Genomic DNA, 15,461 nt, shown 5'->3' with positions numbered 1-15,461 from the left:
GAGTGCTGATCCGCTTCTGCATTCATTGCCCGACGCTAGCTCGGTCGCCCATCCTGCGGCACCCCAGGACATATCTGCAGCATAGTACAAATCTCCGCGGATCAAAGCGCGCGTTTCAGCTGACCGTGATGCGGTCATCGAGCAGGCGGACCTGGCCGCCGGGCTTGTCTTCCATCACTTTGAGCACGCGGCTGCCCACCTGCAGCGTGACCCCGCCGTGGATGCGCCGCGCAGCGTCGATCACGGCATCCGCGGCGGGCTGCATCTGGTGCCCCAGTTCGGCCATGCGCGCCTCCAGCTCGAACAGGTCGCGCGACAGCTTGAACAGGGTTGCGCGCGCCTTCTCGCGCAGGTCGCCCACGGCCCGCTCCGGGTTCTTGGCGAAGAAGTCCACCAGTTGCCTGACCTTGTTCTGCTCCGCCAGCATGCGCCGGCGCTCGGCTTCGAGCGCGGCGCGCTGCGCGTCGGCATAGGGGTTGAGGCCGACCTGGATGCTGGTGGCGGTTCCGGCCGGCGCGCCCAGCACCGCGGCGCGCACCGCCAGCAAGGCGCGGCTGCGGCCGCCGCTGATGCTGCCCTGCACGCCGGTGCCGCCCACCACGATGCGCTGGCCCGCGGCGACATCGCTCTGGCGGATGCCGCTGTCGACGGTAACCTCGGTGCCGGCCTCGACCACCGCATTCTCGATAAAGCGCGCCTTCACCGCGCCCTGGCAGCGCACGCTGGCGCGGCTGATGCCGCCTTCGGCATGGACGCTCTCGGACTTGCCGATAATGCCGCCCTTGACGATGACATTGCCGCCGGCCTCGACGCTGGCGGCTTCGATGGTGCCTTCGACCACCACGTCGCCACTCACATTGACCGACATGCCGGTGCGGATGTCGCCCGCCACCCGAAGCGTGCCGTCGAAGGCCACGTTGCCGGAGTGCAGGTCCACCGATTCCACCTGCACCACGGGACTGACCGAGATGCCGTAGACGCCGAGCACCGGCGACCCGGCAATCACCGCGCGCAGCAGTCCGGGGTCGTCGGCATCCGTCGCCGCACCGGTCAGGCCCTCGGCAAACGGGGGATCGTCGACCGGATCGGCGGCAACCGGCTTGCCGAACACATCCACCCCGGCATGGCCCGGCACCGCCGGAACGCGCCGCATCAGCGGCGTGCCCGGGCTCACCAGCAGCAGGTTGCCCAGGTCGCGCAGGTCGACCTTGCCGGCATCGTCGTCGGCTTGCGCCGGCTTGCGTGGCTCGAGCAGGTTGATAAAGCGCGCCGGCTCGCCCTGCCGCGGCGCAACGCCCGCGGCGATGGTGCGCAGCTCGCAGCTGCCTTCGGCCAATGCCGCGTCCAGTGCGAGGGATTGAATCGGCGCCACCACGCCGCGCTGCGCCACGGCGCCGCGGATGTCCTCCGCGGTGACCGGCCGACCGCCTTCCGGCGGCATCAGCGTCAGCCGCACGGCGAGGCCGTCGCCGGTGATGTCGAGTTCGAATGCGCCGTCGATCAGCGTGCCGAGGGTGGCATCGATTTCATGTTCGGCCCGCTGGCATTGCGCCAGGAACTGTGCCACCGCACGCGCATCCAGCCGCGCGCCGGCCCAGCCCAGCTCCTCCAGGCCCTGGCGCAGGCTGGCCTGGTCCGGCGGCAGCCGGCCTGGCTGCGGCGTGTAGCGTGCATGCACCTGCTCGCCCGGCTCGGCAAGCTCCAGGCGCAGTCCCGATTCATGCGTCATGCGTCCCCTGAATCGTCTGGCGGCGGCGAATGCCGGCGCTCTGCTTGTTATCGATTCATTACCTACGGCAGGCGCGGCGGGAACTTTAGCGCACAACAGCCGGGCCATGACGGCCCTGGGGGACTTTTCGGTAAACTGTCGCCATTCCGAGGGCGCGCCGCGTCCCGCAGCCTGTGCAGTCCCCCACATGTCAAATACCCACGAAATCCGCCCCGGCCAGTCCATCGAGCTGCTCAAGGAACTCCATATCCTGACGCGCGACGGCAAGATGAACCAGGACAGCCGGCGCAAGCTCAAGCAGGTCTACCACCTGTTCCAGTTCATCGAACCGCTGCTGCAGGAGGTCAAGGCCGAGCGCGGCCGCGTCACGCTGGTGGACCACGGTGCCGGCAAGTCGTACCTCGGCTTCATCCTGTATGACCTGTTCTTCAAGGCACTGAAGGACGATTCCCATATTTACGGCATCGAGACGCGCGAGGAACTGGTGAAGACCTCGCAGGCGCTGGCAGCGCGGCTGGGCTTTCCGGGGATGTCGTTCCTGAACCTGTCGGTGGCGGACTCGATCACCTCCCCGCAGTTGCCGCCGACCGTCGACGTGGTCACCGCCCTGCATGCGTGCAATACCGCGACCGACGATGCCATCCGCTTTGCGCTGGCCAAGCGCGCGCAGCACATCGTGCTGGTGCCCTGCTGCCAGGCCGAGGTGGCCAGCGTGCTGCGCAAGCACAAGGGCCAGTTGCTGGCGGGCAATCCGCTGACCGAGATCTGGCGCCACCCGCTGCATACGCGCGAGTTCGGCAGCCAGGTGACCAACGTGCTGCGCTGCCTGCAGCTGGAGGCGCACGGCTACCAGGTCAGCGTGACCGAGCTGGTCGGCTGGGAACACTCGATGAAGAACGAACTGATCATCGCGCAGTACAAGGACCTGCCGCGCCGCCGCCCGGCCGAGCGGCTGGAAGAGGTGCTGGCCCGGCTGGGACTGGAAGAAATGCGCGAGCGTTTCTTCACCGAGCCGGTAGCGGCCGCGTAGTTACCCGTTGCCGGGCGCGTCGTCGCCCGCCATCCAGCGGCGCCAGCCGTCGTGGCCGAGGCGGCGCATGACCGCCTGGTTGCGCTCGTAGATGTCTGCCGCGTCGGGAAATGCGGCCACCGCGCGGGCGATGGAATCCTCGCGCAGCAGGTGCAGGATCGGGTAAGGCGCGCGATTGGTGTAGTTCTCGATATCGTCCGGCTCGGTGCCGGCAAACTGGTAGCGCGGATGGAAGCTGGCGATTTGCAGTGTGCCTTCCAGCCGCAGGCTGGCGAGCAGGCGCTCGGCAAAGTACAGCAGGTCGTTGAAGTCGAGAAAATCGGCCACCGCGTGCGGCAGGATCAGCAGCGTGGTATCGATCCGCGCCGGGTCGGCGTCGGCCAGCAGGCGCAGTTCGCGCTCCAGGTCGTCCATCACCTCCGGCGCCTCGGTCACCGGGCTGACCACGTAGCGGACCTGCTCCTTCACGTAAACGCTCTTGGCGAACGGGCACAGGTTGAGCCCGATCACGGCGCGCTCCAGCCAATGGCGGGTGGCGGCGATGACCGCGGCATCGGCGTCGGCGGGCTGAGTGGTGGAGTGCGTGGCGGAAGACATGATGGCAAGGTGCGGCAAACCGTCATTCTAGCGCTGCCGCAGGCTCTATAATCCGCCGCGGAAACACCTCCACCCTGCCGAGCCCGCCGATGCCCTCTTCCGCCACGCCTGAACCTTCCCATGCCAGCCTCGACGTTGCCGTCATCGGCGGCGGCCCGGCCGGCCTGATGGCGGCCGAAGTGCTGGCGGCGCAGGGCGCCAGCGTCGCAGTCTATGACGCGATGCCGTCGGTCGGGCGCAAGTTCCTGATGGCCGGCAAGGGCGGCATGAACCTGACCCATGCCGAGCCGGAGGCGGCCTTCCTGGGCCGCTACGGCGCGCGCGCCGCACAGCTGGCGCCGATGCTGGCGGATTTCGGCCCGCAGGCCCTGCGCGACTGGGTCCACGGGCTGGGCATCGACACCTTTGTCGGCAGCTCCGGCCGCGTCTTTCCGACCGACATGAAGGCCGCGCCGATGCTACGCGCCTGGCTGCACCGGCTGCGCGAATCCGGCGTGCTGTTCCATATGCGGCATCGCTGGCTGGGCTGGGATGATGGTGGCAGCGCGGGCGCGCCGCAGGCGCTGCGCTTTGCCACGCCGCACGGCGACACCGTCGTGCCCGCGCGTGCGGTGGTGCTGGCACTAGGCGGCGCGAGCTGGGCCAGGCTGGGTTCGGATGGTGCATGGGTGCCGCGGCTGGCCGGGCGCGGCGTCGAGATCGCGCCGCTGCGCCCCGCGAATTGCGGTTTCGACGTGGCGTGGAGCGAGGCGCTCGCGGACCGTTTCGCCGGCACGCCGGTCAAACCGGTGTCGATCGCATTGACCGATTGCGACGGCAACGCGCACTTTCGGCAGGGCGAATTCGTCATCAGCGCCACCGGCATCGAAGGCAGCCTGGTCTATGCCCTGTCGGCGCCGATCCGCGACCGGATCGAAGCCGACGGCAGCGCGGTGATCCACCTCGACCTGCTGCCGTCGCATACCTTGGAACAGGTCGGCAATGAAGTGAACCATCCGCGCGGCTCGCGTTCGCTGTCGAGCCATCTGCAAAGCCGGCTCGGCATCACCGGCGTCAAGGCCGGGCTGCTGCGCGAATGCCTGGCGAAAGATGCGATGCAGGATCCGGGCACGCTGGCCGTGTCGCTGAAGGCGCTGCCGCTGCGGCTGCTGCGGCCGCGGCCGATCGACGAGGTCATCAGCAGCGCCGGGGGCGTGCGTTTCGAGGCGATGGATCAACGATTGATGCTGCGCGCCTTGCCCGGCGTCTTCTGCGCAGGCGAGATGCTGGACTGGGAAGCGCCCACCGGCGGCTACCTGCTGACGGCATGCTTCGCCAGCAGCCGCACCGCAGCGCTGGGCGCCGCGGCGTACCTGAAGAATCAGGCTTAGGCAGTCCTGCCGCCGACGAGGCTGAGCGCCACGGCTTCGGCCACTTCGATGCCGTCGATCGCCGCGGAGTAGATGCCGCCGGCATAGCCCGCGCCCTCGCCCGCCGGGTACAGGCCCTTCACGTTGATGCTCTGGTAGTCGTCGTGGTTGCGGCGGATGCGCAGCGGCGACGAGGTGCGCGTCTCCACCCCCGTCAGCACGGCATCATGCAGCGCGAAGCCCGGCAGCTTCTTGTCGATCTCGGGAATGCCTTCGCGGATCGCCTCGATCACGTAGTCGGGCAGCGACGTGCTCAGGTCTGTCGGCGTCACGCCCGGCTTGTAGGAAGGCTCGACCGACCCCAGCGCGGTCGACGCACGGCCGGCGATAAAGTCGCCCACCAGCTGGCCCGGGGCGTTGTAGTTGCGCCCGCCCAGCTCGAACGCGCGTTCTTCCCACCTGCGCTGGAACTCGATGCCGGCCAGCGGGCCGCCGGGATAATCTTCAGGCGTAATGCCGACCACGATGCCGGCGTTGGCATTGCGCTCGGCGCGCTTGTACTGGCTCATGCCGTTGGTCACCACGCGGCCCGGCTCCGACGCCGCCGCCACCACCGTGCCGCCCGGGCACATGCAGAAGCTGTACACCGAACGGCCGTTGCTGCAGTGATGCACCACCTTGTAGTCGGCCGCGCCCAGCAGCTTATTGCCGGCGAACTTGCCGAAGCGGCTGCGGTTGATCAGCCCCTGCGGATGCTCGATGCGGAAGCCCAGCGAGAACGGCTTGGCCTCCATGAACACGCCACGCTCGTGCAGCATCTCGAAGGTGTCGCGCGCGCTGTGGCCCACCGCCATGATGACGTGGTCGGCCTCCAGGTATTCGCCGCTGGACAGCTTCAGGCCACGCACCTTGCCGCCATCGATGTCGATATCGTCGACGCGGGTCTCGAAGCGGATCTCGCCACCCAGCTCGGTGATCTCGGCGCGCATCTTCTCGACCATGCTCACCAGCCGGAAGGTGCCGATATGCGGGCGCGCCTTGTACAGGATGTCTTCCGGCGCGCCGGCGCGCACGAACTCGTTCAGCACCTTGCGGCCATAGTGCTTGGGGTCCTTGATCTGGCTGTACAGCTTGCCGTCCGAGAACGTGCCCGCGCCGCCTTCGCCGAACTGCACGTTCGACTCGGGATTGAGCACGCTCTTGCGCCACAGGCCGAAGGTGTCCCGGGTGCGCTCGCGCACGGCCTTGCCGCGCTCGAGGATGATGGGCCGGAAACCCGACTGCGCCAGGATCAGGCCGGCCAGCAGGCCGCACGGCCCCATGCCGATCACCACCGGGCGCGAATGCGCCCCGCCCTGCGGCGCGCGCGCGACGAAGTGGTACGCCATGTCGGGCGTCACGCTCCAGTTCGGCTTGCCGGCCATGCGCTGGATCGCCGCGGCCTCGTCGCGCACCTCGATATCGATGATGTAGGTCAGCTTGATATCGGAGCGCTTGCGTGCGTCATGGGCACGACGGAATACGGTATAGCCGATCAGGCCGTCTCCCTTCACGCCGATCTGCGCGGCGCCGGCGCGCACGGCGGCGTCGAGGTCGCTTTCGGTATGGTCGAGCGGGAGTTTGACTTCACTTAGACGTAGCATGGGGAACCCGAGAACTGCGGCCGGGGGGTTGGGCACACCAATGTGCCAGGCCGGCCGGAGCGCAATTTTATCGTTTTTGCGGCGCGCGGTCGGGAATCCGCAGCGAGACCGGCTGGCCGGCCGCAAGCGGGCCACGCCGGCGCGACGCCAGCCGCGCGCGCAGACGTGCCAGCCACCCTGGCGGCACCGTGACCGATAACGCCGCGCTCCGGCTCGCCGACACCGTCAGCCAGCCGCGCGCGGGCACGATCCAGGTGTCGCCCGCGCGCAGGCGCCGCTGCGGTAAGTAGCACTGGCCGGCCAGCCATTGCACCGGCCCGGCCAGCGCCATCTCGCCCGCCGCGGCGTGCAGCACGGTTCCCGCCGCCACATGCAGGCGCAAGGCCTGGCCGGCCGCTAATGGCATCACGGTGGGGGTGTCGTTGAGATCGCTTGGCATGGCAGGACTCCGGTAGCAGGCACAGGACTCCAGCCTATCGACCGGCTGCGGCGCGCGGCAGGCACACGGCCGCACCGCCGCGACCAGAACAGCAACGAGGATTCTCCGCCTGTTACGATACAGAGCCCCCGCCTCTGTATCTGTACCGATGCGGTCTGCCGCGCCACGATGCCGCCATGGATACCACCACCCCGCTCTATCGCCAGCTTGCCGGCCATTACCGCCGTGCCATCGACGCCGGCACGCTCGCCGCCGGCGACCGCATGCCATCGGTGCGCGCGCTGATGGCACTGCACGGCGTAAGCCTGTCGACGGCGCTGCAGGCCTGCCGGCAACTGGAAAGCGACGGCCTGCTCGAAGCGCGGCCGCGTTCGGGCTACTTCGTTGCCGCGCCGCGGCGCGCACCGCTTGCAGCGCTGTCGGAGCCCACCGCCGCGCTGCCTGATCCGGCCCAGTACGTCGGCATCCACCAGCGCATTTCCGGGCTGCTCGCGCGCAGCCAGCACGAGCAGGTCCACACCAACCTGGGCGGCGCCTATTGCGCGCCATCGCTCTATCCCACCGAGGCCCTGCGCGGCGCCGCGGCACGCGCGCTGCGCCGGCATCCGCAGCTGTTCGGCGAGGGCGTCGAGCCCGATGGCTACCAGCCGCTGCGTGCCGCAATCGCCCGGCAGGCGCTGCGCAACCGCGTGCAGCTGGCGCCGGAAGAGATCGTCATCACCAACGGCTGCACCGAGGCGCTGAACCTGGCGCTGCGCGCGGTGGCCGGCCCGGGCGATGTGATCGCGGTGGAGTCTCCCACCTACTACGGCCTGCTGCAGATCCTGGAAAGCCTGGGCATGCGCGCGCTGGAGATCCCGTGCAGCCCGCAGACCGGCATCTCGCTCGAGGCGCTGGAACTGGCCGCGCAGCACTACGACAACATCCGCGCGGTGGCGGTGGTGCCGAACCTGCAGAACCCGCTCGGCTGCATCATGCCCGACGCGCACAAGGCGCGGCTGGTGCAATGGTGCGAGGCACGCGGCATCGCGCTGATCGAGGACGACTGCTTCTCGGCCACCGCCGACAGCGATGCGCCGCCGGCCGCGGCCAAGGCCTGGGATGGCAGCGGCAACGTGATCCACTGCGCCTCGCTGCACAAGGTGCTGGCACCCGGCATGCGGCTGGGCTGGATCGCGGCGGGCAAATGGCAGGCGCGCGTCGAGATGCTCAAGTTCGGCCTGTCGCGGCCCAACGAGATGCTGTCGCAGATGGCCGCAGCCGAGTTCCTGGCATCGGGTGCGCATGACCGCCACCTGCGCCGGCTGCGCACCCGGCTGCGCGCGCAGCGCGAGTGGTTCACGCAGGCCATCGCCGCCGGTTTTCCCGCCGGCACGCGGCTGGGCGCGCCGCGCGGCGGCATGCACCTGTGGGTGGAACTGCCCGCGCAGGTCTCGTCCGAGGCGGTGTTCGATCAGGCGCTGCAGGCCGGCATCCGCGTGATGCCGGGCGTGATGTTCTCCAACGCCGGGCGCTTCGACCACTGCCTGCGCATCAACTGCGGCAACCCGCGCTCCGCGCAGATCGAGCATGCGCTCGGCACGCTCGCCGCGATCGTGCAGCGGCTGGCGGGCTAGCCGCCGCGATGGCCAGCGCCAGCCCCGGCGCGATGTGCAACAGCCCTCCCTTTTTGCCGGCGCCTCGCCTATCCTAGTGCGCTGGTTGTGCAGGCGGCTGCCCGGCGGGTCCCCGGGGGCTTGGATCAATCACGGGCGCCATGCACCACGAAAACAAGAATAAGGAGAATGGCCTTGAGCAGTGCATCCGCGGCACCGTCCGTCGGCAAGGGTACCGGCGACCCTGCCGGCAACAACCACGACGACTACCAAACCCTGTTCCAGCTGGCGCCGGTTTCGCTATGGCTGGAAGACTTCAGCGCCGTGCGCGAGTATTTCGTGCAGCTGCGCCAGCAAGGCATCACCGATTTGCGCGCCTATCTGCGCGCCGACCCGCAGCAGGTGGCACAGTGTTCCGCGCTCATCCGCGTGATGGCGGTGAACCGGCGCACGCTGGAACTGTTCCGCGCCGCCGACCTCGACGACCTGGTGGCCAACCTCGACACCGTCTTTCGCGACGACATGTTCGAGCAGCATGTCGAAGAACTCGGCCAGTTGTGGGATGGCGCCAACGGCTTCTCCAGCCAGACCGTCAACTACGCGCTCGACGGCGCGCGGCTCGACATCCAGCTCGAGGCCACGGTGATGCCAGGCCACGAACAGACCTGGGAGCGCGTGCTGCTGTCGATCAAGGACATCACCCCGCGCCTGCGCACCGAACGCGAGCTGCGTCGCAGCGAGCAGTATGCGCTGGGCCTGTTCGAGCATTCGCCGGTGTCGCTGTGGGTCGAGGACTTCAGCGCGGTCAAGGTGCTGATCGATGAGGTCCGCGCCGCCGGCATCACCGACTTCCGCACTTTCCTCAACGTCCATCCTGACTTTGTCTCGCGCTGCATGCAGGAGATCCGCGTGCTCGACGTCAACCAGCAGACCCTGCTGCTGTTCGGCGCGGACAGCAAGGCCGCGTTGCTGTCGCGGCTGGGCGACGTGTTCCGCGACGACATGCGCATCCACTTTGCCGAGCAGCTGATCGACCTGTGGCATGGCAGGCTGTGGCAGCAGCGCGAGGTCATCAACTACGCGCTCGATGGCCGCGCCGTCGACGTGTTCATGCAGTGGTCCGTGTTCCCTGGGCGGGAAGCGGACTGGGACCAGGTGCTGGTGTCGCTGACCGATATCACGGCGCGCAAGAAGGCCGAGGCCTATGTCGAGTTCCTCGGCAAGCACGACGTGCTGACCAAGCTCTACAACCGCGCCTACTATGAGGACGAACTGGCGCGGCTGGGCCGCAAGGGCCCGTGGCCGGTCAGCGTGGTGGCGGTCGACCTGAACGGGCTCAAGGTCGTCAACGACCAGTTCGGCCATGCCGACGGCGACGGCCTGCTGCGCCGCACCGGCGAGGTGCTGAAGAAAGCCGTGGGCGAGCAGGCCTGCGTGGCGCGCACCGGTGGCGATGAGTTCATGGTGCTGCTGCCGGGGCGCGACGAGCGCGGCGCCGCCACCGTGGTCGAGCAGATCGGCAAGGTGGTCGAACTGAACAACCAGTTCTACCCCGGCACGGCGCTAAGCTTCTCCATCGGCCACGCCACCTGCCAGCAGGGCGAGCGCCTGGGCGACATCGTCAAGCTGGCCGACAGCCGCATGTACCAGGCCAAGCGCGACCACTACGCCGCGCTCGCCAACGAACGCCGGCGCGACTGAGGCGGGCGCTTCAGGGCTTCAGCCTGGCGCGCACTCGCCGCGCATCAGCGCCCATTCTTCGCACTGCTTGCCCGACGGGAAGGTGCAGATGCCGGTCTGGCCCGCCGGCGTCGACACGATCTGCAGCTTGCCGCCGCGCTGGGCGCAGTTGACCGAGGCGGGATTGGCCATGCCGATCGCGGCGCCCGAGCCTGCGGGACGGTCGGCAGGCGTGGTGGTGCAGGCGGCAGCGGCAAGGCTGCAGGCCAGCCCCAGTGCGATGGTACGAAAGCGCATCGGCATCTCCGGCAGGACGCAGGTCCGTAAAACAACGGAGCCGGCTGGCGCCGGCTCTGTTGCTGCTTAAAGATAGACGATCAATCCCACGCCCAGCACGATCAGGCCGAACTTCGCCACGTAATAGAGCTGGCGGTTCCAGGCCTTGAAACGGCGGCGATACTGCCCGCCCAGCCAGACAAAGCGGAACAGGCGGTTGATCATGCCGGTCTGGTCATGCTCGTCGTTGGGCGAGCTGGCCGCGGTCATGACCTTGCGGCCCATCCAGTGGTTGAATTTCGCGGCCCAGCCATAGCGCATCGGACGCTCGATATCGCAGAACAGGATCAGCCGGTTGGCGTCGCTGCGGTTCTCGGCCCAGTGCAGGTAGGTTTCATCGAACACCACGCCCTCGCCGTCGCGCCAGCTGTGGCGCTCGCCGTCGACTTCGATAAAGCAGCGGTCGTCGTTGGGCGTGGCCAGGCCCAGGTGATAGCGCAGCGAGCCGGCAAACGGGTCGCGGTGCGGATTGAGCTTGCCGCCCGGCGGCAGCTCGGCGAACATCGCCGCCTTGACCGTGGGCAGCTCGCGCAACAGCGCGACGGTCTTGGGGCACAGCTGTTCGGCCGACGGGTGTTGGGCCTCGTACCACTTCAGGTAGAAGCGCTTCCAGCCGTACTTGAAAAAGGAATTGAAGCCCGCGTCGTCGTTCTTGTCGGCGGCCTTGATCTTGCGCATCGCCGCCAGTGCCAGCCCTTCATCGCGGATCTCCGGCCACGCGGCGCGCAGCTTTTCCAGGTCAGGGAAACTGTCGACCGGGATGTACGGGGTGCGCGGCACGCCCGAGAACGCGTACATGAAGCAATTGATCGGGGCCACCAGGGCTGAATGGTCCAGCAGCTGGCGCCACAGGCGCAGGCGCACCTTGCCGCGGAAGTGCACATACAGGATGGCACCGAGGTAGCCCGCGACGATTATCCACTTGATCACCGAAATCCTCCTGGTCAGCCGCCTCGGCAGCATGGCGCACCGCGGCCCGGCTGGGCGAAAACCGGTATTTTAGCGAAACGGCGGGGGCACCGCAGCTTGTGCCAGATAGGGCACATAACGGCTCTGCCTGTACCGGGACAAACGCCTCAGGCGCCGCCGCGCGACTGGCGGGCGATGCGCTCGATCAGCGCGCGGGCATCGTCGGGCTGGCCCTGCAGCGTCAGCAGGCGCGCGTTGAGAACCAGGTTTTCCAGCACCAGCTTGGCGGTCGAGGCCCACATCGTGGCCAGCAATGCCTCAACCGGCAGGCCGGACGCTTCCAGCTCGCTGGAGCGCTCGGCGATCAGGCGGCAGGCCAGCCGGCGCAGCGCGGCGTCGTCGAACGGCAGGTCGGCGTAGTCGATCGGATCTTCCTTCTCGACTTCGGTCATCAGTTGCAGCAGGGTGTCTTCGGTCATGGGCAGACTCCTGGCGAGCCAAGTCAACTACACGCGGAAATCCGCGGCCATGTCGGCATCGGTGCGCGCGTCCACCCGCCCCGCGCGGCAGGCCGCGACAAACTGGTCGTAGTCGCGTTCCACCTGGTCGGCATAGCCGTTGGCATAGCCTACCATCACCTCGGCCATGCGGTCGCTGCGGCCCAGGTACCCGCTGACTTCGGCGGCCAGGCCGCTGGCCTTGGCGTGGGCCCGTGCCAGGACCCAGCCGCACAGCGCGGCGTAGCGGCCGAGCAGGTCGGCATCCATCAGTTCGATCTGTGCCGACAGCTTCATGTCGCGCAGCTGCCGCAGATAAAAGTGCCGCCCGTGCGGTCCCTGGGTCCAGCCCAGGAACAGGTCGCTCGCCGCCTGCATCAGGCGCTGGCCCTCGACCACGCGGCGGCCCTCATGCGCGCTCGGCGCGCTCTTCCAGTAGCGTGCCACCACCGAGCGGGTCGCCTCTTTCACCTGCAGGAACAGCGGCTTGTCGTGCTGGTCCACCAGCAGCTGGATCAGGCAGCGGGTGCCGACGCTACCCACCCCAACCACCTTGAAGGCCTGGTCATGGCGGGTGAAGTGCTCCAGCAGCTGGCGCCGGTCCGGGGCCAGCGTCGACAGGTAAGCCTTGAAGGCCTGCGCCATCACCTGTTCCGGATCGGCGAGGGTCATCCAGTCATCCCCCGGCTCGAACAGGGTCTGCTTGCCATGCACGTGGAACACCGCAGGCGGCGCATCCAGGATCCTCCAGCGCCCGTCGACGCGCTCGGCAAGCTTGGGCAGCAGCGACTCATGGGTGCGGTCGGCAGCGCGCTCCATGCCGCGCCGGATGCGTTTCCGGACCTCGGGCAAGGTTTCTTCCTCGACCAGCCGTTCGAACGTGATGCGGTCATACCAGGTGTCGAGCATGCCCATCCCGGCGTAGTCGGCCATGCGTCGCTGATAGCTGCCGACGGCAGCGTGCACCACGCCTTCCGCCACGCCGGCGCCATGTCGCAGATGGCGCACCGCCACCACGAAGCTGGCGCACAGGCGCTTGAGATCCCATTCCCAGGGGCCGGGGCTGGTTTCGTCGAAATCGTTGAGATCGAACAGCAGCGCGCGCTCCGGCGTGGCGAAGCCGCCGAAGTTGGCCAGGTGGCAGTCGCCGCAGATCTGCATGGTCAGCCCGGAATCCGGCGTGCCGGCCAGGTCGTGCGCCTGCAGGATGGCGCTGCCGCGGAAGAAGGCAAAGGGGGACTGGATCATCCTGCCGTAGCGCAGCGGTACCAGCCGCGGCACCCGGCCCTCGCTGCTGGCCTGCAGCAGCGCGACCGGATCGCGGTCGACCTTGCCGATGGCCTCGTGCGAGCCGCGCGGCACCTGCTGGCGCCGCACCTTGCCACGCTCGCGCCGGGCCTCGACCGGCATGGCATCGGCCATCACGGCCGCTGCCGAGGGACTTTCCTGACGTATCGCCACAACGCCTCCCATGCCGGCGCCGCCGGCCGTTGCCCGATGTGCTGTCGCTGCAACAGAAGCTAATGCAGCGCGCGGCGGCTTGTCAATCGACAAGCCGCCGCGCGGCAGGCTGGCGGGTGCGGGACCTTAAAGCGCCGGGGGCTGGCGGCGGAAGCCGACCCCAAAGCGGTTCCACGCGTTGATGGCCGAGATCAGCAGCGTCAGGTCAACCATTTCCTTTTCCGAGAACTGCTCGCGCAGGGCCTGGTAGTCCGCGTCCGGTGCCTGGCTTTGCGGCAGCAGCGTCAGCGCCTCGGTCCACGCCAGCGCGGCGCGCTCGCGCGGGGTGAACCAGCTCACTTCGCGCCACGCCGGCAGCAGGTTCAGCCGGCGCTCGCTCTCGCCATGCTTGCGCGCGTCCGTCACGTGCATGTCCAGGCAAAAGGCACAGCCGTTGAGCTGCGAGGCGCGGATCTTGACCAGTTCCTTCAGCGTGGTCTCCAGCGAGCAGCGCGCCAGGTAGATCTCCACGCCGACCAGCGCCTTGTAAGCGTCAGGGGCTACGTCTTGCCAGTTCATCCGTTCTTCCATGATCGATCTCCGTAGACAGGTTGGGTTCAGGTTGGATTCAGCGGGCGCCGGTGCGGGCCCGACGAATGAAAGATAGACGTCCGGATTGGTCCCGTACACTGCCAATTTCCGGCAAAATCAGTAGACCAATCGCAATCGACGCCACCCGCCATGGAACTGCACCTGGCCCTGGACCACGCCGGCGACCTGACCGCGCAGATCGTCCACCACATCCGCGACGCCATCCAGGGCGGCCGGCTCGAGGCCGGCGCGCGCATGCCGCCGTCGCGCCTGCTCGGCACGCAACTGGGCGTGGCGCGCAAGACCGTGACCACGGCCTACGAGCGGCTGGTCGCGGAAGGCTGGCTGCACGCGCGCGTCGGCGACGGCACCTATGTCGCGCCAGGACTGGCGCGGCCGGCGGTGCGCATCGCGGCGGCGCCGGTGCTGCCACCGGGGGTGCAGCGCTGGCTGGCCGTGCCGACACCGTTCCTGGGCGCGCCGGGCGGCGCACGCTATGCCTTCCAGCCCGGCCAGGCCGATACCGCCCGCTTTCCGCATGAAGCCTGGTCGCGCTGCGTGCGCGCGGCGCTCGCGGCCGAGCGCGTGCGCGCACCTGGCCCGGCCGATCCGGCCGGCGAGATGCCGCTGCGCCAGGCGATTGCCCGCCATATCGCCTTTACCCGCGGCGTGCAGAGCGCGCCGACCGACATCCTCGTCACCAGCGGCGCGCAGCAGGGCATCGACCTGCTGGCGCGACTGCTGCTCGGGCCGGGCGCCGTGGTGGCAATGGAAGATCCCGGCTATCCGATGGCGCGCGCCTTGTTCCAGGGAATTGGTGCCCGGGTGGTCCCGGTGCCCGTCGATGACGAAGGACTGGTGGTGGCGGCGCTGCCCACCGACGCCACGCTGGTTTATGTCACGCCCTCGCATCAGTCGCCGCTGGGCGTGCCGATGAGCCTAGCGCGGCGCCAGGCCTTGCTCGACTGGGCCGCGCGCCGTCATGCGGTGATCCTGGAAGACGATTACGACAGCGAGTTCCGCTACGGCGGCCAGGCACTGGATGCGCTGCAGACGCTGGACCGGCACGGCCGGGTGGTCTACCTGGGGACGTTCTCGAAAACGCTGGCAGCCAACCTGCGCGGCGGCTATGTGGTGGTGCCGCCGTGGCTGATGCCGGCGGCGCGCAAGGTCAAGCACCTGATGGACTGGTACACGCCGACGCTGCTGCAGCAGGCGCTGGCGCGCTTCCTGTCCGAGGGCCACCTGCTGCGCCACATCCGGCGCTCGCATGCGCGCCATGCCCAGCGCCGCGCGCGCTTGCTGGCGCGGTTGCAGGGCGACCTATCGCCGTGGCTGGAACCGTTGCCGGCAATGGCGGGCTTCCACCTGGCAGCGCGGTTGCGCATGCCGGTGGCCACCGAGGCGCTGGTCTCCATGGCGCGGCTGGCGGACCTGGATCTGGCCACCCTTGACCCTTGCTACGCCACGCCGCCGCAGACGTGCGCGGGCCTGCTGCTCGGCTTCGGCGCCATCGACCTGCTTGACATCGATCCGGCCCTCGACCGGCTGGCAATGGTACTCTCAGCGTTGGCCCCCGAGCCGGCGCGCGTCGCATGACGCCGCCGCCACACCGGCGGGCCTGCA

Annotated in this window: 14 protein-coding genes; 5 read left to right on the top strand and 9 right to left on the bottom strand. The window is 68.7% G+C overall.

Annotated elements, in window-relative coordinates; all coding sequences use genetic code 11:
• Nucleotides 1-115: 115 nt before the first annotated feature.
• Complete coding sequence (locus ACOCMH_RS21135) at nucleotides 116-1,729, bottom strand: DUF342 domain-containing protein (protein ID WP_427312863.1); 1,614 nt, start codon at nucleotides 1,727-1,729, stop codon at nucleotides 116-118.
• 187 nt (nucleotides 1,730-1,916) lie between these two features.
• Here ACOCMH_RS21135 and ACOCMH_RS21130 point away from each other — a divergent pair, with 187 nt between their 5' ends.
• On the top strand, nucleotides 1,917-2,759 hold the full coding sequence (locus ACOCMH_RS21130; RefSeq protein WP_427312862.1) for a class I SAM-dependent methyltransferase: 843 nt from the start codon (nucleotides 1,917-1,919) through the stop codon (nucleotides 2,757-2,759).
• Here ACOCMH_RS21130 and ACOCMH_RS21125 read toward each other — a convergent pair whose 3' ends face one another.
• The gene (locus ACOCMH_RS21125; RefSeq protein WP_427312861.1) at nucleotides 2,760-3,356 is read right to left on the bottom strand and encodes a DUF1415 domain-containing protein; all 597 of its coding nucleotides are present in this window, start codon (nucleotides 3,354-3,356) and stop codon (nucleotides 2,760-2,762) included.
• A gap of 89 nt (nucleotides 3,357-3,445) precedes the next feature.
• Between ACOCMH_RS21125 and ACOCMH_RS21120 the strand changes: the two genes are divergently transcribed.
• The gene (locus ACOCMH_RS21120) at nucleotides 3,446-4,726 is read left to right on the top strand and encodes a TIGR03862 family flavoprotein (RefSeq protein ID WP_427312860.1); all 1,281 of its coding nucleotides are present in this window, start codon (nucleotides 3,446-3,448) and stop codon (nucleotides 4,724-4,726) included.
• Here ACOCMH_RS21120 and ACOCMH_RS21115 read toward each other — a convergent pair.
• Nucleotides 4,723-6,348, bottom strand: coding sequence for an NAD(P)/FAD-dependent oxidoreductase (locus tag ACOCMH_RS21115; RefSeq protein WP_427312859.1), 1,626 nt, complete (start codon nucleotides 6,346-6,348; stop codon nucleotides 4,723-4,725). The genes ACOCMH_RS21120 and ACOCMH_RS21115 overlap by 4 nt on opposite strands.
• Nucleotides 6,349-6,415: 67 nt before the next feature.
• A complete protein-coding gene (locus ACOCMH_RS21110; protein ID WP_427312858.1) occupies nucleotides 6,416-6,787 on the bottom strand; it encodes a hypothetical protein in 372 nt (123 codons plus the stop codon).
• A 176-nt stretch (nucleotides 6,788-6,963) separates the two neighbouring features.
• On the opposite strand from ACOCMH_RS21110, the gene ACOCMH_RS21105 reads away from it, so the two are divergent.
• Entirely contained in the window at nucleotides 6,964-8,403 is a 1,440-nt protein-coding gene (locus tag ACOCMH_RS21105; RefSeq protein WP_427312857.1) for a PLP-dependent aminotransferase family protein, read from the top strand.
• 168 nt (nucleotides 8,404-8,571) lie between these two features.
• Complete coding sequence (locus tag ACOCMH_RS21100; protein WP_427312856.1) at nucleotides 8,572-10,083, top strand: diguanylate cyclase domain-containing protein; 1,512 nt, start codon at nucleotides 8,572-8,574, stop codon at nucleotides 10,081-10,083.
• 18 nt (nucleotides 10,084-10,101) lie between these two features.
• Here ACOCMH_RS21100 and ACOCMH_RS21095 read toward each other — a convergent pair whose 3' ends face one another.
• The 5 genes from ACOCMH_RS21095 to ACOCMH_RS21075 all read right to left on the bottom strand — a co-directional run bounded on the left by ACOCMH_RS21095 (nucleotide 10,102) and on the right by ACOCMH_RS21075 (nucleotide 13,835).
• A complete protein-coding gene (locus ACOCMH_RS21095; RefSeq protein ID WP_427312855.1) occupies nucleotides 10,102-10,359 on the bottom strand; it encodes a putative hemolysin in 258 nt (85 codons plus the stop codon).
• 66 nt (nucleotides 10,360-10,425) lie between these two features.
• Nucleotides 10,426-11,328 (bottom strand): lipid A hydroxylase LpxO, encoded by a 903-nt coding sequence (lpxO, locus tag ACOCMH_RS21090; protein WP_115706358.1) that lies wholly within the window; start codon nucleotides 11,326-11,328, stop codon nucleotides 10,426-10,428.
• Between the two features lie 146 nt (nucleotides 11,329-11,474).
• Nucleotides 11,475-11,786, bottom strand: a complete 312-nt coding sequence (locus tag ACOCMH_RS21085) for a hypothetical protein (protein ID WP_116308830.1) — start codon at nucleotides 11,784-11,786, stop codon at nucleotides 11,475-11,477.
• A gap of 27 nt (nucleotides 11,787-11,813) precedes the next feature.
• Nucleotides 11,814-13,226: a DUF2252 domain-containing protein gene (locus tag ACOCMH_RS21080; protein ID WP_427313336.1), complete on the bottom strand. Its 1,413-nt coding sequence runs from the start codon at nucleotides 13,224-13,226 to the stop codon at nucleotides 11,814-11,816.
• A 165-nt stretch (nucleotides 13,227-13,391) separates the two neighbouring features.
• Nucleotides 13,392-13,835 carry a carboxymuconolactone decarboxylase family protein gene (locus ACOCMH_RS21075; protein WP_171516324.1) on the bottom strand — a complete coding sequence of 148 codons (444 nt, stop codon included), beginning with the start codon at nucleotides 13,833-13,835 and terminating at the stop codon, nucleotides 13,392-13,394.
• A 150-nt stretch (nucleotides 13,836-13,985) separates the two neighbouring features.
• Here ACOCMH_RS21075 and ACOCMH_RS21070 point away from each other — a divergent pair, with 150 nt between their 5' ends.
• Nucleotides 13,986-15,434: a PLP-dependent aminotransferase family protein gene (locus ACOCMH_RS21070; RefSeq protein WP_427312854.1), complete on the top strand. Its 1,449-nt coding sequence runs from the start codon at nucleotides 13,986-13,988 to the stop codon at nucleotides 15,432-15,434.
• The last annotated feature ends 27 nt before the right edge of the window (nucleotides 15,435-15,461 follow it).

Source organism: Cupriavidus sp. H39, from assembly GCF_050271075.1.
GTDB lineage: Bacteria > Pseudomonadota > Gammaproteobacteria > Burkholderiales > Burkholderiaceae > Cupriavidus > Cupriavidus necator_B.
This window is presented reverse-complemented; position numbering and strand designations above follow the sequence as displayed.